Origin of the sequence: Flavobacterium sp. C3NV (assembly GCF_046825355.2) — a bacterium.
Classification (GTDB): domain Bacteria; phylum Bacteroidota; class Bacteroidia; order Flavobacteriales; family Flavobacteriaceae; genus Flavobacterium.
The window spans coordinates 56,679-83,029 of sequence record NZ_JBKQBJ020000015.1 but is presented as its reverse complement, the minus strand read 5'-3'; the positions used below and the strand labels follow the sequence as shown (position 1 = coordinate 83,029).

General features: G+C 32.8%; 16 protein-coding genes. All 16 read left to right on the top strand.

What is annotated here, in order from left to right; genetic code table 11:
* Positions 1 to 15: 15 nt before the first annotated feature.
* The 16 genes from ACIDC4_RS19390 (at position 16) to ACIDC4_RS19315 (ending at position 26,222) form a co-directional block, all read left to right on the top strand.
* Positions 16 to 1,659: a cyclic peptide export ABC transporter gene (locus ACIDC4_RS19390; protein ID WP_412044009.1), complete on the top strand. Its 1,644-nt coding sequence runs from the start codon at positions 16 to 18 to the stop codon at positions 1,657 to 1,659.
* A 73-nt stretch (positions 1,660 to 1,732) separates the two neighbouring features.
* Positions 1,733 to 3,127: a glycosyltransferase family 4 protein gene (locus tag ACIDC4_RS19385; protein ID WP_412044008.1), complete on the top strand. Its 1,395-nt coding sequence runs from the start codon at positions 1,733 to 1,735 to the stop codon at positions 3,125 to 3,127.
* 36 nt (positions 3,128 to 3,163) lie between these two features.
* Positions 3,164 to 7,600, top strand: coding sequence for an amino acid adenylation domain-containing protein (locus tag ACIDC4_RS19380; protein ID WP_412044007.1), 4,437 nt, complete (start codon positions 3,164 to 3,166; stop codon positions 7,598 to 7,600).
* A 21-nt stretch (positions 7,601 to 7,621) separates the two neighbouring features.
* The gene (locus tag ACIDC4_RS19375; protein ID WP_412044006.1) at positions 7,622 to 9,556 is read left to right on the top strand and encodes an alpha/beta fold hydrolase; all 1,935 of its coding nucleotides are present in this window, start codon (positions 7,622 to 7,624) and stop codon (positions 9,554 to 9,556) included.
* Between the two features lie 71 nt (positions 9,557 to 9,627).
* Positions 9,628 to 11,001, top strand: coding sequence for an ATP-grasp domain-containing protein (locus tag ACIDC4_RS19370; RefSeq protein ID WP_412044005.1), 1,374 nt, complete (start codon positions 9,628 to 9,630; stop codon positions 10,999 to 11,001).
* A gap of 26 nt (positions 11,002 to 11,027) precedes the next feature.
* Positions 11,028 to 11,675, top strand: a complete 648-nt coding sequence (locus ACIDC4_RS19365; protein ID WP_412044004.1) for a 4'-phosphopantetheinyl transferase family protein — start codon at positions 11,028 to 11,030, stop codon at positions 11,673 to 11,675.
* Positions 11,676 to 12,280: 605 nt separating this feature from the next.
* Positions 12,281 to 12,478 (top strand): hypothetical protein, encoded by a 198-nt coding sequence (locus ACIDC4_RS19360; protein ID WP_412044003.1) that lies wholly within the window; start codon positions 12,281 to 12,283, stop codon positions 12,476 to 12,478.
* A gap of 783 nt (positions 12,479 to 13,261) precedes the next feature.
* Complete coding sequence (locus ACIDC4_RS19355) at positions 13,262 to 14,593, top strand: hypothetical protein (RefSeq protein WP_412044002.1); 1,332 nt, start codon at positions 13,262 to 13,264, stop codon at positions 14,591 to 14,593.
* 759 nt (positions 14,594 to 15,352) lie between these two features.
* Complete coding sequence (locus ACIDC4_RS19350) at positions 15,353 to 15,811, top strand: hypothetical protein (protein WP_412044001.1); 459 nt, start codon at positions 15,353 to 15,355, stop codon at positions 15,809 to 15,811.
* Between the two features lie 48 nt (positions 15,812 to 15,859).
* On the top strand, positions 15,860 to 17,746 hold the full coding sequence (locus tag ACIDC4_RS19345; RefSeq protein ID WP_412044000.1) for an ATP-dependent nuclease: 1,887 nt from the start codon (positions 15,860 to 15,862) through the stop codon (positions 17,744 to 17,746).
* Positions 17,739 to 19,670 carry a UvrD-helicase domain-containing protein gene (locus ACIDC4_RS19340; protein WP_412043999.1) on the top strand — a complete coding sequence of 644 codons (1,932 nt, stop codon included), beginning with the start codon at positions 17,739 to 17,741 and terminating at the stop codon, positions 19,668 to 19,670. The genes ACIDC4_RS19345 and ACIDC4_RS19340 overlap by 8 nt, the downstream gene beginning before the upstream one ends.
* A gap of 422 nt (positions 19,671 to 20,092) precedes the next feature.
* Positions 20,093 to 21,241, top strand: a complete 1,149-nt coding sequence (locus ACIDC4_RS19335) for a phosphorylase family protein (protein ID WP_412043998.1) — start codon at positions 20,093 to 20,095, stop codon at positions 21,239 to 21,241.
* Positions 21,238 to 22,281, top strand: a complete 1,044-nt coding sequence (locus tag ACIDC4_RS19330; protein ID WP_412043997.1) for a GTPase-associated system all-helical protein GASH — start codon at positions 21,238 to 21,240, stop codon at positions 22,279 to 22,281. The genes ACIDC4_RS19335 and ACIDC4_RS19330 overlap by 4 nt, the downstream gene beginning before the upstream one ends.
* Positions 22,282 to 22,293: 12 nt before the next feature.
* Positions 22,294 to 23,316, top strand: a complete 1,023-nt coding sequence (locus ACIDC4_RS19325) for a TRAFAC clade GTPase domain-containing protein (RefSeq protein ID WP_412043996.1) — start codon at positions 22,294 to 22,296, stop codon at positions 23,314 to 23,316.
* Positions 23,306 to 24,160, top strand: coding sequence for a TRAFAC clade GTPase domain-containing protein (locus tag ACIDC4_RS19320; protein ID WP_412043995.1), 855 nt, complete (start codon positions 23,306 to 23,308; stop codon positions 24,158 to 24,160). Before ACIDC4_RS19325 ends, ACIDC4_RS19320 begins: the two co-directional genes overlap by 11 nt.
* Positions 24,144 to 26,222, top strand: coding sequence for a GAP1-N1 domain-containing protein (locus tag ACIDC4_RS19315; RefSeq protein ID WP_412043994.1), 2,079 nt, complete (start codon positions 24,144 to 24,146; stop codon positions 26,220 to 26,222). The genes ACIDC4_RS19320 and ACIDC4_RS19315 overlap by 17 nt, the downstream gene beginning before the upstream one ends.
* The last annotated feature ends 129 nt before the right edge of the window (positions 26,223 to 26,351 follow it).

Sequence of the window (26,351 nt, the reverse complement as noted above, 5' to 3'; positions counted from 1 at the left end):
TAAAAACTATTTAAAATGTTAAAATTAAAGGCCAAAAATGTTTTTTATTTATTATTATATGCTCTGCCAAACACGCTTTTAAGTTTTGGTATCATCTACATAATAAATAATGTGTTATCAGGAAAAATGAGTGTAGTCAACAGCTATATTGGCATCGTTTTTTTCTCCATGATTGTATACACTTATTTATTGAATATTGTTTTTCAAAAGAGGTTGAATAAATTTTCTTTTGATTTGCTATATGAGAATGAGAAAAAAGTTTTCTCTCAAATCTTAAAAGCTCCATTAATAAAACTAGAGAAGTTTGGGCCGCAGCGTTTCTTTACTGCTGTCGAGGATTTAAGAACATTTTCTCTTTTACCGTATACCATTACCCATACTGTAAATTCGGTATTAATGCTCATTTTGTGTCTTGCTTACATGTTTACGATTTCCTTTGTTTCTGCTTTTATTGTCATTTGTCTGATAATTATTGTGGCTGGATCCTATTTTTTTGTAATGAATTCCATGTCGAAACAAGTAGATAAGCTGAGAACTTACAATGAAGATTATTATAAATATGTAGATGATGTTATGAATGGTTTTAAAGAGTTGAAAATCAATTTTTTCAGAAGGGAAAAATTGATGAATAATTTCTTAAATCCAAACAGGGATCAGGCTAAAGAACTGGATTTTAAAATCAATTATATTTTCCTGTCCATAAATTTAATCAGCCAATACGGATTGTACGTGCTCATTGGGGTAATATTGTTTGTCTTGCCAGCCTTAGGATTATTAAATCATGAAGAAATGATTTCTTATGTTGTAATTCTATTATTTATATCAGGACCAATCAACAACTTGATTAACCTGCAGCAAATGTATACACGATTCGTGGTGGCAAATAAAAGAATTGTCAAATTTTTGGAAGACTTTAAAATAACCACAAATAATACAGCTCCAGCTTTTAAAGAAATAGCAGATACAACATTTGAGAAATTGGAATTTAGAGATGTAGTTTATAATTACAAAAACGAATCAGAAGATTACTCATTTACTCTAGGCCCAATTAATCTTGAAATAAATCAGGGGGAAACTATTTTCATTGTAGGAGGAAATGGAAGCGGTAAAAGTACTTTCATTAATTTACTTACAAATCTTTACGAGCCTATGAGCGGCGGTATTTTTCTTAATAATGAGAAAATAATAGCTGCCGAAAAAAGTAAACTTCAAGATTGTATGTCTGCCGTATTTACTGATAATCATATTTTTTCCAACAATTATGATGATTATAATATTAAAGGAAACAAGAAATATGATCAATTGGTTAAACTAATGAAATTAGACAAAACGATTCTTAATGACAATGAAGAATCGGTTAGAAGGAATTTTTCAAAAGGACAAAGTAAAAGAGTATCCTTAATCTTTTCTCTTTTAGAATCTAAATCGATACTGGTTTTAGACGAATGGGCAGCAGATCAGGACCCGCATTTTAGAAAGTTTTTTTATGAAGAATTAATTCCAAAATTTAGAGAAGAAGGAAAAACTATAATAGCTGTAACTCATGATGATGCCTATTTTAATCAGGCAGATAGAATTATAAAATTTGATGCAGGAAAAATTGTTAAGGATATAAAATTCAAAAAAGAAGAAAAACTGGAAGAAAACTTTTGGGTTTAACTAATTGATATCCATTATACTTTTTAAAATAAGCTATTAATACATTAATAAACCGCATATAAACATAAACCAAATGAATATATTATTTTACTCAATTGAGCCATTTGCCAATAAAAAACCAACAGGATCCAGTAAGTATAATCAACAACACTTAGCTAAACTTGCTTCACACGGACACAAATGTACGTTGTATTGTAATCTGGTTGAAGAAAGTACAGATAGAAATAAAGCCATTAATGAATACAAGGAAAAAGGATATTCTGTAGAATCTGAAGAGCACCCTTTACTATATATTGATAAAATTATAGGAGAACCTTTTGAAGTAATAACATTTACATATAAATCGAAAAAAGAAATTAGCAAAAAGAACAAATTATTTTTCATAAGACTTAAAAGCATTTTTTTGTACAGAACAGGATCTAATATTTTACGAAACAGAAAAAACTTAATTCACATATTATTTTCTGCTTTAAGCCATGGAAAAGGGCTATGGCGTAAGCTGGCAATTTTTAATAAATGGAAATATAACTTTTATACAGAACCTTATTTCCAAGCCGTAATTCAATATTATAAATCTATAAATAAGGAAATAAATCCAGATTATATTTTAATGGATGGATGGGTGGAACGAATGGAAATTGCCGCAGATTTCTCCGCAGTAACAGAGCTTAAAAAACCTAAATTAATACCAGTAATCTCTACTAGTATAATGTCTTGTTTTGGACCAATGGCAATGTTTTCTTCAAAGGAGACTATTTTTAAAGAAAGTAGAATAAAGAAAATTCATAAAATTATGGATGGTTTTCTTTTACCAAGTAATTATATGAAAGAGTATCTTTTAAAATGGTCTGGTTTAGATTTAAATTGTCAGGTAGTTTATCCTTTAATAGAAAATGATAATAAATATTTGAGCTACCAAATACCAGAGAACAAAAACAAATATGTGACCTTAATTAATGCCTCAAATTTTAAAGGTCTTCCAATTTTTATAAAGCTTGCAAAGCAATTTCCAGATGTTAGTTTTTTAACTGTAACTACCTGGGGTGATTTATACCCAAGTCAGTTAAAAGAAATGGAGAGTTTGCCCAATATAAAAATAATTGAGCCAATGACGCCAGTAGACCCTATTTATGAGATGACTCATATATTATTGACTCCATCTTTGTGGGATGAAGCTTTTGGGATGGTAATCGTAGAAGCGATGTTAAGAGGAATACCGGTTTTAGGCAGTGATGTTGGCGGACTCTCAGAAGCTAAGCTTGGAGTAGACTTTCTGTTACCTGTAAATCCGTATAAGAGCTTTAACAGTTTAGTTCCTGTACAAGAAGATATTAAGCCATGGATTGATGCTCTTGAAAAATTATTGTCTTCGGATGAGCTTTACAAACAGCTGGCTGCTGAATCTCAATCAGCATCACGAGCTTTTGTTGAAAAAAACAAACAATCTCTATTAATTGATGGTTTTTAGTAAATATAAACACCCGATTTATAAAATTAAAAAAAAATGAAACTTACACTTCCACAACAAGATGTTTATTTTGAGCAGTTGATGTTTCCGGATGATCCCATCTATAACATAGGGGCGAAAATCAGTATTGAGGGAAATATTGTTTACGAAATTTTAAACCAGGCTTATATAAAATTAATCGATCAGCATGATTCCTACAGGAGTATCCTAAACCAATCTGAAGAAGAAGTAACAATTCAAATTGCTGAAAATCATGATTCGGTTTTAGAATATCTGGATTTTTCATTCAGTCAAAATGCTGATGAAGAAGCGAATGAATTCATGCAGAAAAGGTTTGAAATCTCCATTAAATTGGAAGATAAGGAGTTGCTGCACAAATTTATTCTGATAAAAGTAAGTGAATCCCAACATTATTTATTTTCAGTATACCATCACATCATTACAGACGGATGGGGAACTTCTTTAATGTTCCAGAGATTAGTGAAAAACTATAATGAGATTGTACTTTTTGGAAATGTCACATCAGAATATCCTTTTACCTATAAGGATTTTGTTCAAGACGATCAAACCTATTTTTTATCCCAAGAATATGAAAAGGATAAGAACTACTGGAAACAGAAATTTGAACACCTGCCGGAACAGTTACTAGAAAAAAAAGGAAACAGTGACAAACCCAATGAAAGCAAACGCAAAGAAATCATTATAAAACGTGCAGTTTACAATGAACTGGAGCAATTGAGCAAAAGTCTGGGATGTACAACATTTCACGTCATATTAGGAGTTTTATATCTTTATTTTGGAAGAAAACATCAAAATGCTGATTTTACAATTGGGCTTCCTGTACTGAACAGAGGAAAATCTTCCTTCAAAAAAACGGTAGGGTTGTTTATGGGAGTTTCTCCTTTGCGTATACAATTTCAACAGGATCATAATTTTGAGGAACTGATAAAAAACATCAAGCTGCAACTGCGTCAGGATTATCGCCATCAAAGATTTCCTTTAGGGAAATTGATTAAAGAACTGGGATTGTTTCAGGAAAATGACAGACTTTTTAATATCACCTTGTCATACGAAAAACAGAATTATGCAGACCATTTTATAAATACCGAAACTAAAGTAATTCCGTTATCCCATCATTCAGAACGTGTGGCTTTGGCCATTTACATCCGTGAATTTGACCAATTAGAAGATGTGAAAATTGATTTTGATTACAATGTCAATTATTTCAGCCAGGAAGACATTTCGAGGGTTGTGGTTCATTTCGAAACATTGCTTTTGGATGTAATTAATAATCCTGTACAATCGCTTTTTGAATATAAATATATTACAGAAACTGAAAAAGGACAATTACTAGAAGGCTTTAATCAAACACAATTTTCTTATCGTGAGGAAACTACGTTGATAGATGCTTTCAACGAGCAGTTAAGTAATACTCCGGATAAAATTGTTCTTAAAGATGAGGAAAAAGAATTCACCTACCGTGAGCTGGATCTATATTCAGATAAAATAGCACGTTACCTGCAAAAAAACACAAACGAAATTGATCCTTTGCCAGTAGCGGTACTAATGGATCGTTCGGCTTATCTGGCGGCTGTTTTATTAGGCGTTCTAAAGTCAGGAAGTGCCTATATTCCGCTGGATCCATCATTCCCGGAAGACCGCCTTGAATATATCATTGCCCACAGTGAAGTACAGCAAATTATTACAACCCGAGATTTAAGTTCTAACTGGAGCTTTAACAGAGTAATGGTTGAGGTTGAGGATATACTGAACAATGAAGCTGCTTCGGAGATCAAATTAAGAGAAGTGCCGGCTGCAAACACGGCTTATATTATTTATACGTCAGGATCAACGGGAAATCCTAAAGGCGTGGCGATAAGTCATAAATCATTGCTCAACTTTTTAATAAGCATGCAGCACAAACCAAAAATAGAAAAAGAAGATTACTTGTTTTCAGTAACAACACAATCTTTTGATATTTCTATACTGGAGTTTTTTGCGCCCTTAATTTCTGGAGCGTCATTATACATTGCAAGTCAGGAACTTTTATCTGATCCTTTGCTGACGGTGGCAAAATTAGATGAACTAAAGCCTACTATTATCCAGGCGACTCCAAGTTTCTATCAAATGCTTTACAATGCAGGATGGAAAGGAAATAAAGCGGTTAAAGTTTTATGCGGAGGTGATTTGTTAAGCGAAACATTAGCCGATAAACTAATTGAAACGAACTCAGAATTGTGGAATATGTATGGCCCAACCGAAACAACAATTTGGTCCAGCTGTAAAAAAATAACGCAAACTAGTGAAGCATCAAACATTGGCAAGCCTATTCATAATACTGAATTTTACATTCTGGATGATTATATGCAGATCCTGCCTATAGGAAGCGTTGGAAGTATTTATATTGGAGGCGATGGATTGGCTCAGGGATACTTTAAAAATCAAGAACTGACGAATGAAAAATTCATTCACAGCCCATTTAATCCAAATAAGAAAATATACAATACCGGCGATTTAGGAAAATGGAATGCAAAAGGAGAAATCGAATTTCTGGGACGTAATGATAATCAGGTAAAAATAAGAGGATACCGTATAGAACTTGGCGAAATCGAAACCAAACTGAATCAGATAGAAAACCTTAAAGGTTCTGTAGTTGTGGCTCAGAAAAATAGCAATCAGGAAGCGCTTTTAATTGCTTATGTAATTGCAGATGTAAAGGATTTTGATCCTCGTCTTATTATTCATTCCCTAAGAGAAGAATTGCCGGAATATATGATTCCGCATACTATACTGTGTGTAGATGAATTTCCGCTTACGCCTAATAAAAAGATAGACAGGAAAGCACTTTCACTGCGTGAGATTGTGGTTGCAAACAACATAGATTCTTATGTGGAACCTAGTACAGAAATTCAAATTAAACTTCACGAGTATTATAAGGAAATTTTATGGATAGAAAGCGGATTAAGCATAACAGATAATTTTTTTGCACTCGGCGGACATTCCTTAAATGCCGTAAAATTAATCAATCGTGTGCATGATCAATTGCATTATAAAATAACCCTGAAAGATGTTTTTAATTATCCTGATATAGAATCCCTTTCAGAATATCTGGAGAAAAAAGAAACAGATCAGGACATTACTATAATGCCTGCAGCTGAAAGTCTTTATTATCCAATAACTCCGTCGCAATACCATATTTGGTTGGCTTCGCAGCAAGACGAAAAATCAATCGCCTATAATATGTCTGCGGTGTTTAAAATTAAAGGAGAAATCGATAAAACTGTTCTAGACAGGGTGTTTGTAGAAATACAAAAGAAACACGAAACATTAAGAACGAATTTTATTGAAGTAGAAGGAATTCCGTTTCAGAAAATTTTCACAAAGGAAGAAGAAGCTATTGCAGCTCATGAATTTTTTGTGGAAGAAGATAAAATAGCAAAAGCTCTGGAAAGATATGCTGATAAAGTCTTTGATTTAGAAAAAGAACCTCTTTTGAGAGTTGCATTATTTCATCAGAACAATGGAGATTCTTATTTGGTTTTTGTTACGCATCATATTGTAATGGACGGATGGTCACTGGAGATTTTAATTAGTGAGTTTGTCAGTAAATATCAAACAATAGACCACCCGAAAGAACAGCCGCCGCTAAAGTTTCAATTTAAGGATTATGCGGTATGGCATAACAAACAGATTGAAAGTACAAATGAAAAAAATCTAAATTTCTGGAATGATTATCTGAAAGGTTACTTATGGAAAAACAAGGTGACTTTTGACAAAAAATCTTTTGAAGAAAGCCGTTCAGGAGCACAAAATAGCTTTATATATGAATCCCTAAACGGACTTCAGCTGAATACTTTCGCGCTTGAACATGATTTGTCACTTCATACTTTGCTGGTGGGAGTATTCAACATATTGATATACAAAATGTATGGCAATGATGATTTTTGTATAGGAACGGTTAATTCGGGCAGAACCCGTTCAGAATGGCACAATCAATTAGGAATGTTTGTAAAGACATTGCCGCTGAGAACCACTTCAAATCCAGAACAGACCATTCTGGAAGTGCTTCAGGCAGTACATGAGAATTTACTGCTGATTGATGCACATCAGGATATTCCAGAATCGATACAGAATCAATTAAGATTGGATGCCTTATTGGTATTACAAAATCCTTCTTTTGATTATACGAACATTTCAGTAAATGAAGATTTGCAGCTTCAATTATTTCCTATAAATGAATCTTACAGCAGACTGCCTTTATTAATCACTTTTGCTGTAAATGAAAAAGCGGTTTCAGGAATCATAAATTATAATACGGCAAATTATGAAAAAGAAACGATTGAGCTGCTTCAGTTAAAGTATGAAAAACTATTATCAGAAATTCTAAAGAACTCAAACAGAACTTTAAACGAGTTAAATATAGAATTGGCCATCGAAAGCGAAAGAACCATTGAAATAGGGTTCAATTTTTAAAACTTGAATATTTAAAATATTATGAAATTAAAATTAAAAATTACAATTATCACTTTTTTAATGGTGCTCTTTCAAGGCAGCATGAAAGCTCAAAATGTTAGTTTTAAAAAGAGCCCTGCTTTTATGCAGATTCAGCAGCCTTATGCAGGTGATATCGTTTGGGGATATCTAAATGTCCCGGAAACATGGAATTCAAAAAATGGAAAAACAATAAAAATTGCAGTAGCAATATTAAAGAAGTCAACACCTGCAAAAAACGATAATGCGGTTGTGTTTGTACAAGGCGGACCTGGAGCAAGCGGTATAGATAATATTTGGACATGGCTTGATCATCCGCTTAGAAAAAACAATGATATTATTGTATTTGATGTTAGAGGAACCGGATACTCGCAGCCCAGGCTGTCTGAAAATCTTGGACAGAAAATGCTGGAGATTTTGGCTAAAAACCAACCCGCAGAAGAAGATGAGAAGCAAAAAACGAATGTTATCATGACTTCTAAACAAGATCTTATCAGTAGAGGTGTAAATATTGACGCTTATAATAGTTTCAATATCGCAAAAGATCTTCACGCCTTAAAAACAATTTTAAATTATAAAAACTGGAATGTATATGGGGTTTCTTATGGAACTTACATTGCACAGGTATATGCCAGTAATTATCCGGATGACATTAAATCACTGATACTGGATTCTGCGGTTTATGATATTTCGACCTATTATGTTGATAATACCTCAAATTACATAAATAGCTTGCAGAAAGTATTTGAAATCTGTAAAAAGGATAAAAAAACCAATGAAGAATATCCGGATTTAGAAAAAGTGTACTATAAAGTTATTGCTGATTTGGAGAAAAATCCGCTCAAAGTATCGGTAGATAAATCCCTTATTCCTTCAGGCAGTTTTACATACAACGCCGAAGATTTTAAGGTGGCTGTCCAGCAGGCGCTTTACAACAAGCAGTTAGTCGAAGTTATTCCGATGCTGATTTATCAGTTTTATGAAAGAAAAAAAGAACCATTAGGAAATCTGGTAAGCGCATTTTCGAGTTTGCTAAGTATGGATTATGGTGTTTATTATTGCGTGAGCTGTAACGAGGCACTTCCTAACAATGATTTTTCTCAATACCAGCAAAATGCATCCCAGTTTGAAGGATTAAATGGAGGGATTTCATTTTACAAGTCTGATTTTGAAGTATGTAATGCGTGGAATGCTGATAGACCTGCAGCTTCAAAAGTACATTATGATCTTTCCAATCTTTCTTCTGCCAAATATAAAACTTTGATTTTCTCAGGTGAATTTGACCCAATTACACCTCAAAACAACGGAAAAAAACTTGCAGAAAAACTCAAAGCGACTAATATTGATGCAAACACATACGGACACGTGCCTAGTTTTACAAAAATTGGATATGGAGTAGTAGAGAAATTCATCAATAATCCTACTGAGAAATTGGATGTTAATGCTTTTAGCGAAGCAAAAAAAATAAAGCTTGTTACAGACATTATTAATAATAAAGGGATAGCCAATACAGGGAAAAGCATCAATAATCCGGATCCTATTTTTTTATTCCCTTTAGTAATTGCTTTAGGAATTATGCTTGCCTTTATTTTTATATACCTAATAAAGTTGATAAAAAGCAATTACACGGTGTTGCAGGATAAAATAATTAGGATTCTTGTAATCATTACTTCAATTACAGGGTTGGTGTTTTTTGTAAGCTTACTTATGGCAATATTGGCTGTTTCACAGCAAAACTACTATATTTTGGCGTTTGGTCTTCCTGAGGATTTCAGATATGTACTTTTATTGGCTTCCGTTTTTTCGGTATGCTTAGTTTTAACATTATTGTGTTATATTCTCACTATTAGGAAAACTAACGAAAGAAGCATCATTTTTTCAGTTATTTTCTCCAACTTTCTTTTAGCGGTTTACTTATTTTATTGGGGAATACTATAAAACCAATAACGCTATTATGCTTTCTTACTTCAATCAAAAAAATATCAAATTAATATATTAAAACAGTTCTTATGATTGCACACTTAACAGAAGAATACACAATTCTTTCAGACAAATTTCAGGAATTCAGAACAAATAGCAGCTTTCCATCAAGAATAGATACTAATGATGCATCAGTTCCGGATGCGTTTAAAATTTATAAATATCCGGTAACTGCATGGCCGGTACTCATCAATAAAGATATGACGGACGAGTTAAAAGAGATGTCATTAAAAATACCAGGATTAATGCAAAAAATACCAGCATTATATTTTGAGGATGATATTAAAAAAATAGCTGATTTTTATTTTGAAGGAAATGAGATACTGGCAGAATTCGCCATGATGTGTCATGCAAAAAATCTTGAAATTGGATGTCGGTTAGACCTTACTTATACGCAAGACGGATTTAAAATTTTAGAAGCCAACATTGGATCATCGCTAGGAGGATGGCAGATACAAAATTTTGAAACTTTAATTAGAAGAAATCACCCGGAATTAGCAGATGAGAATAAAAAAGAGAATTACAGAACAAGAAACACCATGCAGCTTTATATTAAATTTCTTGTTGAACACATTATTAAGTTTGTTGGCAACAAAAATAAGACACTTAATTTGTTTGTTGACATGAGAGACATTCAGGATGAATTAGAAAAGAAGCAAAGCCTTGATTTTCTTGATATTTTTTTCAAACAGGAACTCGATAAACGTGGTTTAAAAGGCGAGGTTTTTACAGGTAATATGGATTCGATGGAGTTAATCGATGGGAATTTACGCCTGGGTGATAAAATTATTCACGGGATAATAGTTTTAACTATGGATGTCAATGTTACTCCTGTAGTATTCAGAGCTTTTATGATGGACAAGGTCTATTTGCCGGATCATATTGGGTTGAGTATGCTTGGAGATAAGCGTAATTTGTCTTTATTATTAGAATTGGCACAGAAAGGAAAATTTTCACCTGAAGAAAATGCATTAATCCTTAAAAGTATTCCATGGACTTCGTTTGTCGAAAATAAAAAAACAATTTTCAAAAACAAAGAAATTGATCTTCCGGAATTTCTTAAAACCAATAAAGAACAATTTGTGATAAAAGCATCAAGAGGTTACCAGGGCAAAGATGTTTTTATTGGTAAATTTTTAAATGACAGTGAGTGGAATGAAGCATTGGAAACAGCGTTAAAAAGCTGCGCTTTTATTGCACAGGAATTTAGTGATTCATTAGGATTCTCAGCTCCTAATGAGCAAAACGAATGGACACCGCATAAACTTATTTGGGGTGCATTTGGTTTTGGTGACTGCTATGGAGGTGTTTGGGTAAGAATGTCAGAAGTAAAAACGGATGTAGGTGTTATAAACTCTGCAACAGGTGCTGTTGAGGCAATAGTTTTTGAGATTGCTAATTAATGCGAAAGCGAAAATACTTATAAAAAATGACTCAAATTTTATACGCATATATTTCCGAAGAAAACCATGATTATCTTATAGAAAAATACCTAAATGAGTTCCCTTATGATTTTAAAGAAAAAATATTAGCTTATAGAAAATGGCAAGATAGTCAATTATCCTTATTAGGAAGATTGCTTTTGAACTATGGTTTACAAAGAATGGGGATAAAGAACAAAAAAAATCTTAACTACACATTTTATAATAAACCGTTTTTAGATGATATCAATACTAAATTTAATATCTCACATTCTGGTGAAATAGTAGTTTGTGTTTTATCAGACACGAACGATGTTGGGATAGATGTTGAAATAATTGATAAAATAAATATTCAGGATTTTGAGTCGCAAATGACAAAAAGTGAATGGGGAAATATCAGGATCGCTGAGGATGAAAAAAAAGCCTTTTTTGATTATTGGACACAAAAAGAAGCTGTTATTAAAGCAAATGGAAAAGGTCTTTCTATTCCTCTAAAATCTTTTGAAATTGCTAATCTAAGTACAAAAATAAATGATGATTTTTTTTTTCTGAAAGAAATTTTTTTAGATGAAAAATACAAATGTCATTTGGCTTTCAAAGATAAAATAGATACAATGATTGTTGGGCCTAAAATAGTGATAATTCATGAATTATAATTATTACTATCTTAATTGACATAAAATTGCATAACTAAAATATAAATAAACGAGTTAAAATCTAATTGTAAGTTTTTAACTCGTTTATTTATATTTTTGTTTGCCGTTGTTTTGTCCTGCAGCTTTCCTAATCCAGTTGTCAATAATCTGCTGAATACAATTTAGCAATCACTAATATTGATTATACATGGCAGTTTTTTGTTTTGTCCTATTTTATTCCACAATCGATTTGGATCATTACAATCAAAGACTGTTTGACTAATAGTTTTTCTATTTTTTTTAACTTTATAATAATCCATATACTTAACAATACAATGTGTAATTTGTGCACGAACTATATTCCAATTGTTGGTAAAAGTGGTTTAGATTATTAACTTTGCTGGAGAGTTGTTTTAAGATCACTATTTTCCCAACATAAGAAATGAAGTTAATTTAATTAATTTTATTGTTTTGTAGTACTTGGAGTATGAAATCGACGATACCTTATATGGTAAACCAGATTAAATTTCAATTGAAAAATAGTAAAATTGTTTCTGAGTCACATAAATCAATTGTCAAATTTGACAATAAGTTTAACATCGGTTATTTTTGGAATATTGGTACAGATGATAAAAAAAAAAGAGAACCTTTTATGTTATCATGGAGCAGTGCCACGTTCTCAATGTTATATTTATATAATTCCAAAATATGATATGGGTGCAGTAATTATTAGCAATCAGAGTGGTACCGATACGGACAAAATTATGGAAAATGCAATAAATGAAGGATTTGAAAAAATAATAGTAAAGGAAAAGAATGATTAAAATGGCTGCCAACTTTTAGAAATTTTATAGCAGTTTATTCAAATGAATATCTTCTAATTATGGTTTTAAAGGTACCGATTAGATAACCCAAATAAAAAAGCCTTTAAACACTTTAGTTTAAGGTTTTTTTATTTTTAAAAGTCACTTTTCAGACTTATGTGACGGAGGAAGAGGCTCAGCAGACTTTATTCCAATCCCTTTAAATACGGACATTATTGATCATTTTTAAGATCAGGTACATCGATAGGTACACTTAGGACCAAAAGCAAAAAAACTTCAAATCGCGAGATCTAAAGGTTTTTGTTACTTGAAAATTTCTTTCTAAATTTCATCTGACGGAGTCTAAAAGTTTCGAACCTAATCTTCTTAGGGCTTTATTTTGTTGAGATTATACTTTTTAAAAACTCCATGCGCCACGATTCTGCCATAAAACTTAGACGCGTGCAATATCTTAAAAAGCGCCTTAACTTTTCGTGGCAGAAAAGGTATCCAAGCCAAAATGCATGTACCACGATCTTGTCACAGCTTTTTGTTGCAAAATAGAAGGCAACTCCAATTTTATTAAAGTTATAATAAATGGAAAAATATTTCGATTGTTCATTTAAATATTTTATAAAAAACAGGTAATTATACGTGTTTCAGATTGATTAAAATTAAATAATTTTGTGATTAGCAGATAGTTATAGAAAGTGAAAATATTAAATTTATTTAAATTAATATTTTTTTTTAATACTTCTGAAAGACAAGACTAATGTAAATGTATAAGTTTAAACAAAAAACGCTATGAAACAATTTTTACTTTTTGTATTATTAGGATTTTCGAATGGAATATTTGCTAAGAATGTTGATTTGGAATTAAAAAATTCATCTAACACTAAAATTTCAGTAAGTTATCAAAAAGGTTTTGTTCTAAACACATCTAACGGAAATAACTATTACATTGGAGATATTAATTCTGGAGAAGTTAAGTTATTTAAAGATAAGGGTATTGAACTTGAGAAAGGAGAAACAATTTTTATAGTTATCAACATTAATGGGAGTTTTATTTCAGTTGCAAATTATCGCGCGGAGAGCACACCACCAAAAGTATTACGTTTTGATATACATTTACCACAGATTAAGAATTCGGATAGTCCAATGACTTCTCAATCTGGTTTAGAAAGTTTTTTGCAAAAGTTTGGATCTACCGAAATTAGCGATGGTGGTAGATTACGGGCGCAGGTAAATATTCCTTTATCAAAAGGAATGAGTACAATTTGCGGTGGATTAGTTGTGGTAGATATGGCAAAGCTTAATGCAAATAAAGAATTTAAAATTGGAGATATTGAATATATTTTGCCGTCTTATGCTTTAAAAACAACTCCAGTTAAAATTGATCCACAAGGGAGAACAATAGTTGAGGAATTTGATTATGAAAATGATATAGTGGTCGGAGCTAGCTCAAGTTTTCCATTGGCAGGTAGTCTTAATTTTGGTTTTTCAAATGCAAATTATTATAAGACTAAAATTCAAGTAAAAGAAGCTGGTTGGATACCTCTTGAAAATCCTAGTGTTAAAGGTTATGTTGCTAGCCTAGGGGCAATAAATGATTTAGATTCGCAAGTAAGTTATGCAATTGATATAAAAGGGAAACTTACTAATTGTTTAACTTGTAGAGTATATACTGTTGAGTATGCTTTTTTTTATGAATCATTAATTCTTACAACAAGCAAATATGAAAAATTAACTGGAACTTCAGACGGTTCGGTTTCTAGTGTTGTCACTTTGAATGGTTCGTATAAAAGAACAGAAAATAAAGATTTTTCTGATTCAAGAGGATCGACTATAGCATATATCTCACTAACTAATGATGTTACTCTTTCAGTAAAAAATACTATAGAAAATATTATTCAGAAAGCCTATTTACAAGAACACTTAGATGGAAAAACACGCGATTTGACTAGACTTACAAGTAAGACAAATAAAGAATTAGAAGAGCTTGGTATAAAATCTGTAACTAATAAATCAGTAAATATCAAAGATTATTTAAGTTCTGAAAAAATAGAACAATTTGATTTATTAAACAAAGACAAAATAAACAATACCATTAAGATTTTAGATAGAGACCTTAAATAACTTTCGAAGTTAATCGGTTTTTTTATATTAGGATCTTTTTTTTACAAATTCCTTCATGAATGTAATTCTGAATATATTTTGGTTAAGATAGATTACTTTATTGATTCATTTGAAACTTCTCTTGTCAGAATTTCATGTGCAAACAAAAACTAGAGATTTAGAGAGAATATAATAATCTTAAATTTTAATTAAGAAAATCTTGTATAGAAATCAAATTTTGAAACTAGATCTAATTTAGTAATGTTTCGAACTTACGCTTTTAAGTATTTGTTTCAGAGAGCTTTAATTTGGTTCCTGAAAATTATGCACCGATTCTGCACCCAAAGAAATAAATCATTTTTTTTGACAGTAGAACAGCAGATTACTTAGTAGTTTAGTAATAAAAGGATCTACTTATTGTTTTGAATAATTTACATGTTTTCTATTTTCTAAGACGGATATTCCGCAATTTGAACCTTAAATCTGCAGAACTTGATTTACTAGTTAACTGCTTTTGCAACAAAACCAAGATTTAGGAAAAATCGGTAAATTCGCCTTGTTTCTTTTGTCAAATTTGAAGGCAACTCCATGGAGAAATAAACCAATTTTTCGCCAGAGTACAATAGCAATTTGATAGGTAGTTTCGATGTAAAAAAGCAAGTCAAAACAGGTATTTATACCTGTTTTTTATGTAATATTTTATTTAGAGTCTTAGAATGTTGCTAAATTCATTTGATTTATCATAATTTGTTTAACGCTTTAACACGATTAAATTAAAACATGGAAACTATTATTAGAAAACCAAAAGAATTTTCCGCTGATTTTATACGACAGATTGTGGAATTGCTTGATCAGGGCAACCAGATTTCTATAAAAGGTATTGAAAAACGGTTGATCAAGGCGGACCTAATAGCACTGATCGTAGATAGTGATAAGGTTCTTTCGACAGCCTGCTTAAAAAAACCTGACCCCAATTATAAAAAAGCAGTTTTCGAAAGTGCAAAGCAAGGTGATATAGCATCCCAATTTGAAAAAGAATTAGGCTACATTGTAACTCATCCAGAATTTGAAGGCCAGAAACTCTGTCAAAAACTTCTTGGTGTATTCGTTCCACAAATTAGTGACATTAATTTGTTTGCAACAACAAGGAAGGATTCTATGATTCATATCCTCGACAAGTTCGGTTTTAGTAAAGTTGGAGAACCATATAAAGACGGTCTGAATCTCCTGCTGAAATAAAAATGCAGAACAATTTTGCGCTATTATTGACAAAACAAAATATTTAGGATGTATTTAGGAAAAATTCACATTGAAAATTTTAGAAGGTACAAATCAGTTGGTGTAGATTTCCAACAGGGCTTGAACTTGCTTGTAGGTGAGAACGATTCGGGAAAATCGACAATTATTGATGCTATTAAGCTTGTCACCGGTACGCACAGCAATGACTGGAACCGCCTTACGAAAGATGATTTCCATAGCGATGGGACATCCAGGGCCACAGAACTTAAAATAGTCTGCACTTTTAATGAGCTCTCGCCTGAAGAGGCATCGGCGTTTCTGGAATGGCTGTCAATCAGTGAGGGCAAGTATTATCTAAAACTTACACTGATAGGAAGAAGAAAAGAAAAAAGCAACTCATTGTCTGATGTATATTTTGATGTCAAGGCCGGGGAGGATGAAGAAAGCGGCATGATCAGCGGCGAGGCTAAAAATAAATTAAAGGTCACTTACCTTAAGGCTCTTCGTGATGCCGAATATGAACTGGCATCCCGAAGGGGGTCACGGCTTTCACAGATACTTGGCGCCCATGAAATTTTTCAGGATAATGAAAACAAAGAGCATCCTTTGGTGGAGACCATGGATAAGGCAAATGTTGAAGTTAAGAATTATTTTGAGAATGGGGAAGGAAAGGAAATAGCCGACACAATCAACGTGAATTACCTGAAGGAATTCTCGTTATTAAATAACCCTCTTTCGTCTAAATTTGGAATTGCCCCCAATGATTTGGGCAGGATTCTCGAAAAGCTTGAATTACTTGGCTTTTCAATAAAAAACGGATCAAATCTGGGATTGGGTTCAAACAACCTGCTTTTTGTAGCCGCCGAGCTGCTCCTGCTGAAAAAGGACAGCGGGTATTTAGGGCTCAAGCTTTCCTTGATTGAAGAAATCGAAGCGCATCTGCACCCACAGTCGCAATTGAACCTAATAGACTTTCTGAGCAAACAGTCTGTTAATTTAGGATTTCAGACTATTATCTCTACACACAGCAATTCCCTTGCATCTAAAGCAGATCTTAATAATCTGCTGTTATGTAAAGGTGGTGAAGTGTATTCGCTTAGAAAGGGAGAGACCAGATTGGCGGATACTGATTATTTTTTTCTGAGAAGGTTTCTGGACGACACCAAAGCAAATTTATTTTTTGCCCATGCGGTAATAATTGTCGAGGGCGACGCCGAAAACCTGCTCATCCCTACATTTGCCGAATACATTGGCTATCCTTTGCATAAATACGGAATTTCGATTGTAAATGTGGGCAACACTGCACTTTTAAGATATGCAAAGATTTTCCAGAGAACTGATGGAACCGGCATAGGAATAAGGGTATCGTGCATTACGGACCGAGATATACCGCCAAAAGAAGCAGGTGAATATACCTATGAAGTCAGAAGGCGCAAAACAGGCGCGATTGAGCAGGTGGGCCTACTGACCGACAGCCGAAAAACGGAGGAGGATTACACAGCTGCGCAGATTAAGGACATCGTTGATCAGAAAAAAGCAAAATTTGAAGGCGGGGATGTAAAGGTATATCTTCCAAAAGTATGGACATTGGAATTCGAGATTGCAAAAAGCTGTCTTCGAAATTACCTGCACAGAGCCATACAGATTGCGCTGAAAACCGATGATCTGGAAAAAGAAATCACAAAAGAAATTTTGGCAGATGTGGCAAAGAAGGTAGAAGCGGACTTTGCTAAATGGGAAGATGGAGCAAAAGACGATTCTGAAATAGCAGTGGAGATTTATGCCCCTCTTGAGCGAAAACTGGCATCCAAGGCGGTAACGGCACAGATATTTGCCCGTTTGTTGTCCAAGTCCAAGGTACCTGTCCAGGATATTCTGGATGATGATAATTTAAAATACATGGTCGATGCAATTAAATACGCGGCATATGTTTGATCTTAGAAAACTACAAGTTACGGACGAAGATATAGCCTTTGTAGAAGGTATCTTTGGTTTTGAGTTCAATGAGGGGCAGAAGAAGATTATCCGTTTTTGGGACAACACTGATATCCAGGCCTGTCCGGGAAGCGGAAAGACCACAACCCTTGCCGCCAAGTTGATTATTTTGGCAAATAAGCTTCCAAAATCGTTCAAACAGGGAATCTGCATTATTACCCATACCAACGTTGCAGTGGAAGAGATAAAAGATAAACTGGGAAGCTATTCCAGTTTTTATGAGAATTACCCCAACCATCTGGGAACAATCCAATCGGTTGTAGATAAATTTTTTACCATACCCGCTTTTAAAAACGAGCATAAGTTTTCCCCGTCAATTGTTGATACAGATTCCTACTGCAAAGAAGTAAATAAGTTCAGCCTTTTAAACGGGACCTCCACTTTTCTAAGTGTGAAAGGACTTGACGAAGTCGGCTATCTTTCGTACAATAAACGCAATTTTGAAATTTCGAAAACTATCAACCACAGCGAACGGTACAGCGTTAATGGAATTAACACTTTAAAGATGGACGTGCATTATCAGAAAATAAAAACGGTCAAAGACCTGCTCCTTAGGGACGGATATATAAAGTATGATGAAGCCTATTCAATCGCATTCAAGTATCTAAGAGATAATACTTCTGTGGGGGGGTTATTTAGCAAAAGGTTTCCTTTGGTATTTATTGATGAAATGCAGGACATGGAAACGCATCAGACAGAGCTTATCAGCATGTTGTGCAATGGAACCCCTGCAATTGTGCAGAAGATTGGAGATAAAAACCAGTCCATCTACAATTATTCCTCCTCGGAGGACAATATTGAATGGGAGCCGAAACTCAATCTTGAGCTGCAATTGACTGAGACCACCAGGATTTCCGACAATATTGTGCAGGCAGTAAAAAATATCTGCGTATCGCCGCAGGAGATGACAGGATGGACAAACACGTCACCTCTCAAGCCTACAATAATTCTTTTTGATGATGCCTCAATTCCAATGGTAAAAGACAGATTTGCGGAGCTGGTTATAGGCCATAATCTTTATAAAGGAAGACCGTGCAAAGTTATCGGTGCGCGATTAAGTGAGTCCAGGCTCAATATCAATTCCTACTGGTCGGATTTCAACCGCGGATACAATAAAAAGGATTTTTCCAACATTGCTTCCTTTTTGGCAAATGCCAGCCATTTGGCTGTGAAAAGCAGCAATGTGAAAGAGGTGCGTAAAACACTTTTATCGGTGCTCTGCAAAGGTCTTCGAATCTGCAAAGTGAAAAGTCCGGCTACCAATTTTTATTTTACTCCGTTCACTTTGTGCCAGTTTCTAAATTCTTTAGATGATCAAAGCCATTCCAAAAAGTTAAATGAGGATTTGCTGACGTGGATTTCTGCCCTTTATAAGACTGAAAGTTTCCAAGCCGAAATGCAGCAGTGTATTTTAGATTTGATAAATTTCTTTGGAGGCACCTTAAACGAGGAGCTCAATGAATTTTTTACCAAGCCCGAAATTGAATCCTTAACTGAAAGGACAGAGAATAAGGTTTATAAGTTCAGTTCCAATGGCGAGGAGCTCAATCTGCATTTTGATACCATACATGGTGTGAAAGGTGAAACACATACAGCAACACTTTATCTAGAGACATATAATCGAATTTTTGATATAGGAAGCAAAGTATTGGAATTTATTATTGCTGAGGAAAAACAGCAGACAAAATACAGGAAAAATGCGGCATTTAAAAGCAGGCTTCCCCTTGCATATGTAGCAATGTCACGAGCAACACATTTTGTATGTCTGGCGGTTCATAAGGATCGTTTTACTGACCAGCATAACGTATATTTCGAGTCGAGTGACGAGTGGGAGGTAACTACTGCAGATTTTAAAGCCATTTAAAATAACGTTCAATTCTGATACGAAAAACTGTTGTATTAATGTCCCTTTCAATCTGTATTTCTTTGATCTGTTTTCAGTGTTATAAAATTTCGCATTATTTAAAATATAAAGAATTAAAAAGATGGTACACTCTGAAGCAATTAATTCTACAAATGTTATAAGTCGAAAGACTTAAACATTATATAAAAACATAAGAATTTACGGCAAAGTTGAGATTGGCATATTTCTAGTTGGGAGTTTCAATAATTTCAACATAAAATAAATTGATTTCTGTCAATTAAGTACTTTCATAGAAAGAAATATTCTTTACGATTAAACAAATACGTAAATAATCTTAATAAAATGCTCTAAAAGAGTTAATGTATTTATGTTATATTTGTAAGTACATTTTGGTGAAATTTATAATTAATAAAATATTTAATTTGGAAATAGAAAAATCTTATGATGAAATCAAGAGCTTAATTCCTGATATCAATTTACTACTAATTACTGCAAATGAAATTGAAACATTTCATGTAAGGCAGGCTTTATTTCCGATGAATAATGAGAGTGATGTTTTTAAAGTGCCATATCTTCATCACACATATTTTATAGGTGTCTTTGGTCAATATCTTGCTGTCCATGTACAATTAGATAAAATGGGGTCAATAAGCTACGGTGGTGCTATATTAACTGCAGCTCAAGCCATTGACGCATGGAATCCAAAAGCAGTAGTAATGATCGGTGTTGCTATGGGAGTAGATGATGAAAAACAAAGAATTGGAGATGTTTTACTTTCGGAGACAATTATTTCCTATGAGAGTCAAAGATTAAGTAAGCAAAAAATTGTACAGCGTGGTCCAATAGTTGACGCTGGAATGATTTTATTAAATAGATTTAAAAATGCGACAAGCTGGAATTGCTCACTTGGAGAAGATAAATACGCCCGCTTACTTGCAGGACAAATTCTCTCAGGAGAAAAACTTATTGATAATTTAAAAGAAAGAAATAAAATATTAAAGGCCTTTCCCCAAGCTTCTGGAGCAGAGATGGAGGGAGCTGGTATTTATGCTGCATGTAAAACAAAAAATATAAATGAGTGGGTTTTGGTTAAAGGAATCTGCGACTATGGAGATGGAAATAAAAATGTAGATAAGGAAAAAAGGCAACATTTAGCAGCTCAAAGCGCTACTAGCATATCTTTGGAGGTTTTTAATTCAAAAAAAGGTTTTTTGGATATTGGTTTAAAGCCTATAGGTAGGGATGTATTGCCAAAAAATAATGAAGGTGTTTTAATATCGGAACTTTTTGAAAGTGAGGTCGTGTCAATAGTTGAAATAAACAGTAAAAAGGAAGTTATGCACTCCGCAATTCAGTTAACAGTAGCAGCATTTCTAGAGTTAAGTTCTTACCAAAAGGCTAATGTAATTGGTTTACTTGGTCTTCCACTTTCAAATTTTATAAATCTAAGTGGTCATGAAATGGATAAGGAAGTTTTTCGAATAGTTCGCGAAAGAAATCTTTTGCCTAATTTATGGGATTCTATAAATGAAATTAAACCCTTTAGTAACAATATAAATCCATTTTTATGAGTCAAAATTACACGAGTAAAGACCACTTTCCAACCTGGTATAAATCAATTGAGTTAGCACTAACAAAAGACATTTTAGAAAAAAGATTAAGTTCTATTGAAGATTTAATTGAATTTGAGGATATAGAATTTTGGCTTGATGTGGTTAGATTAGCGTATGGTATGGACATTAAAAGTGTATCAAACAGAAGTGACTTTGTTGATATATTTAAAGAAAAAGATCTAACATTTCCCATTCAATCAAATGACAATATTGTAAAAGTACTAGCCCAAATTAGCTTATGTTTTTTGTTTGAATCTGAAAGCTCTGTAGGTTATAAAATAGGCTTAGCAGTAATAAATACCAATTTTTTTGAACAACATCCTTCAACTTCCGTTCCATTTTACATAATGGCTCGCAAACACATTGAAAAGGAACATTTTTCTAATTTTGCCGATTTGGATGAAGTCGCAAATAGTCTGAAAGAAAAAGAAAATTCATTCGAAGATGATGAGGAGGAAGAAGAAGTTTTGGAATATGAAGACAATGTCAATTTAATAAAAATAGTAAACTATTTAAATTCTGAAAATAAAAAATTAAAAGAAGAAACTAATATTTTGTGGTGGTTGTTTGGTCAGTACAGCACTTCAAATAAGGCATACTTTAGCGAAGTTGCATTGCCAAAGATGATATTTGCTTGCGCGTACGAATTGCTGCAAATTAGCGAACATTCTGCATACGTAGCTTCTGCAAAGCATCTTTTGCATAAAGTCTTAATTATTTGTAATGGTAATAAACCAAAACTTAAAAATTATTCGCTTTTTGATTCAATTTCAGCTATGTCGAACGACATTAAGGAAAAAGTTATTAAGTTGGGACATCAAGAAGAACTGACGCCTTTCTTGTATTCGCTTCATCTAGAACAAACTTTGGGAGATGTTGACTTATGGAAGGGTGCATTTAATAAAAAGCTTGGTAAAGGACTCATTGATAAAAGTTATAATGCAGAAGAACTAGCATTTCAGTTTTATACGGAGATTAGTTTTATAAAATCATTTTAAACATTTGTATTTATGAGCGAAGTAAAAGCTTGTTCGCAAGAGGGATGTGAAATTAGGAAGGATGGAAAATGCTTAGAAGGATTAGATTCTGAGTGTCCACATTTTTACTGGGACGACGATAATGAAGATGAAGAGGATATTTCAGTAAAAAGTGAAGAAGCTTCCATAATAAATAAGGTTACTAATAAAATCAATGTATTCAAGGGCTCTGAATTAGGACTAGACGAAATTTCCTCTGTAACGCAAAGATATGAATGTGATTCAGTTATTATATTAGGAGATTTAGATTGTGGCAAAACGACTTTACTAGCCACAATTTTTGATTTGTTTCAAATTGGACAATTTAAAAAATATCTATTTGCGGGTTCTTTAACTCAAAAAGGATTTGAAATTAGGAGTCATCTATCCCGTTCGGCTTCAGGTGTTACAAAAGCAGATACTGAAAGGACTAAGGCTTTGGATTTTAGGATTTTGCATATTTCAATAAAAGATTTAGAGACATCTTTAAAAAAGCATTTTCTTTTGTCGGACATTTCAGGTGAAACAATACAGCTCGCACGAGGTTCAGGTGCTGCCATGAAAGAACAATTGGGAGTTGTTAAATTGGCAAATCACCTTATTTACATTATTGATGGTGAGAAATTAGCAGGATCAGAAAGGGCAGCTGCCATACAAGATGCTCTTGTTTTCATACAAGTTGCAATTGACAATAAAATATTTGATGATAAAACAGTTTTAAATGTACTCGTATCTAAATGGGATTTACTTCAGGAGTTGACTAACTTTAATTTGTATGATATTGTTGAGAGTAAAATAAATGGTCGTTTTTTAACTAAACTAAAAGAAATAAAGTATAGAAGGATAGCTTCTCGACCTGAGGAAGAAAATTCTACAGCTGTAGATCTTGGATTTGGATTACAAGATTTAATTACTGATTTTATGACAGAAAATAAATCGCAAAAAAAAATTCCTATACGTGTACAGCCATCGGATCGATTTATTAATAATTATAAGGTAAATGAAAATGGAAAATAAAGGAATATTGTTTTCTGGACTTCCCGAATCAGGTAAGACAACATATCTTGCGGCTCTATGGTATTATGTGTTTAATAATGTTGAAGAAGGAGAATTTGAATATGGAAGTTTGGAAAATGGTGAGCTTGAATATCTTAATTTAATTAGCCGTAATTGGGCTGGATGTAATGAAGTTATACGAACAAATCAAAATAAGATTGAGAATGTTAAGATTAAACTTATCCACAAAATTACTGGAAAATCAATAGTGTTAAATATCCCCGATATTTCCGGTGAAACTTTCAAGACGCAATTTGCCGATAGGGAATGGGACGAGGAATTTGAAAGTATTTTAGATACTGTAGATGGAATAATTCTTTTCATTGATCCACGGGATGTTAAAAATAAGCCACGATTAATTTATCACGAATTTCAAAATTATAGATATTTTGGTCAGGCGATGATTAAAACAGTAGAAGAGAGACCTTGGACGGAAGATTTAGTACCAAGCCAAGTAAAATTAGTTGACTTTTTGCAGATGATCGACTTTAAAAAACCTCAAGTTTTGAGGAAAATCTCAGTTGTTGTTTCTTGTTGGGACTTGATAAAAGTTGATTTGAAACCCGAAATTTGGTGTAAAAATGAACTACCTTTGCTTCATCAATATTTAACTGCTAATGATGAAATTTTTAATGTTAGGTATTTTGGAGTGAGTTCACAAGGCGGTGACTACGAAATCCACGATATTAGAAATGCTCTTATTTCCTCGGAGCCACTACAAAGGATAAAAGTTAATGATGGTATCAAAAATTCTAATAATATTTTAAGTCCAATACTTTGGATAACCGATGAAAATACAGATTGAGCAAACACTACATGGCTACCAAAATGGCCATCAACTATTAATGTCATCTTCTTCACTCTCTAACGATGCGAAGAAGACACTACTTGTGCAATCTGATTTATCTGGATCAAATATTGACGAAGGATTTAAAATTTATATTACAGGTTATCCTTTGGCAACTCATTTTGCATTCAGTAAAACATGGTATGCCGACGAGATGAAAAGACCGGGTTGCGTTTGGACGCAGACTTTATTAATTCAATTTTCAGATTTAGGAAAAATACCGGATTTAGATCAATTATTGCAATATTTCAAAAGACCTGTAAAGGATGAATATGCGGACTATTCTTTTCCGATATTGATTGATAAGGAAAATTTAAGAAATTCAAATTACTATTTTGATGACTTAACAAAAGCTTTGCCGTTATTAAACGCAATTTATAGCAATTATGACAAAACTATCATTTTGCCTGCTTTTAATACATTGGAATATGAAAAAATAGTTGTTCAAATATGGAGTAATCAATGGCCAAGACTCCGAAGAAATTTCTCATTTTGCACAGGAGCATTGAATTTAAAAGTTATAGATGGGCAGGAATTTGATTTTCAAGTAGTGCCTGTCCGCAATATCGGTTCAATTGAAAAACAAAGTATTAATAGCTATATTTATAGTGACGAATTCGAACAGAGTAATAATTGGAGTAAGCTATTTCCTGAATCATCAAAGAATAGTCTTCGTAAGTTTCTGTGGTTCTATGGATCAGATGTAAAAGGTTTGAGAAAAAACTATCAGCCGTTACTTGAGTTATTTAAGTTTTCTGGTATTGAAAATTTATCATTCTCTTTAGTTAGTACTTTACTATCAAATGTTTTTGATAAAGATGAAGGAGCTTTAATTAAAAAAGAGATATACAATGTTGGAACATTGTTTAGTTTTGCGGAAAGAGAAATATTGAATTATCTTATTTCAAATTCTGATGTGGCAGCAAGTCAGGATATAGGTGAAAGACTTGTAAAAGCCCTAAAAGATAATAAAATAAATATTGATGAATTTGTAGAGTTCTACTTAAAAGCAGGCACCGAAACTTTGAATCCAGAAGTTTGGGAAAGTATCTCGATTCAACCTTTAGATATTATAAATCTTATCGCACGTGATAATCGAATGATATCGGTTTTTAATAATGAAATTCCGTTTATTTGTAGCATAAGTAAAATTTGGGAACTACCCTTTGAAACTCAATTAATTTTGTTTGGAGAGTTAGAAAAATCTAATGATGTTAATTGGGAATCGATAATTCAAGCAATTTTGGAATCTAAAAGTTCAATTTTGTTCCATTTATTAAGAAATAACGATCAACGAATTTATTTTTTAATTCAGACTTGTAATAAAAGTGATTTTAGAAACGTATCTGATGAAATAGTTGCATTAATATTTAATAATAAAACAGTTTTAAAAGATTTTATAAGGAAGAATTGCAATTCACTGAGCGGGAAATTTTGCAATAAAATATTTCAGAATCTAAATTATTATCATTTATATTCGATTGGTTTAGATTTTTCGCAGTGGAAAGTTATTTATAATAAGATCAATGATGAGCAAATAAAAGTTTTTGCATCATGTGCATTATTATCCTTTGCTTTTAATAGAAAAATTTTAACACCAGCACCACTAGCGGCTGAGTGTTTCGATGATGTCTATAATTTTGCAAAAAATTCCAAAATCCACTATGAAACTTGGCAGATTTTACCTATTGATGCTGTAGAACAAGATGATGATGATGCTTTCTATGCATTTTTTAGTTTTTTCTTTTCTCCCAAAAAGGCCGATGTTCCTAGTTGGGATTATTGTGAGTTGATAATACGAACATTGGTAAATAAATTTATTAAATTTCGATGGCCGTTACAGTTTTTTTTGGATAGTCTAAAAACATTTGAAACAACTCAAAGCGCATTTAGTTATGCATTGGGTTTTAAAAAAGGACGAAGGTTTTTGAAGGAAATTATAATAAATGGTGACAAAGGAAAATTAAAATTTAGAAGTTGTCAAATTGAACTTATTAAATTTTTAAAGGAAGAATTATAAAAAGAAAATGTTAATAAGGCAGGATAAAGTGCATATATTGCGATGGTTGTATCATCCATTATTAGCCAAAAATAGAAATGAAATGTTTTAAAGATATGTAAAACAATGCATTTGAAGATGCAGCAGTTA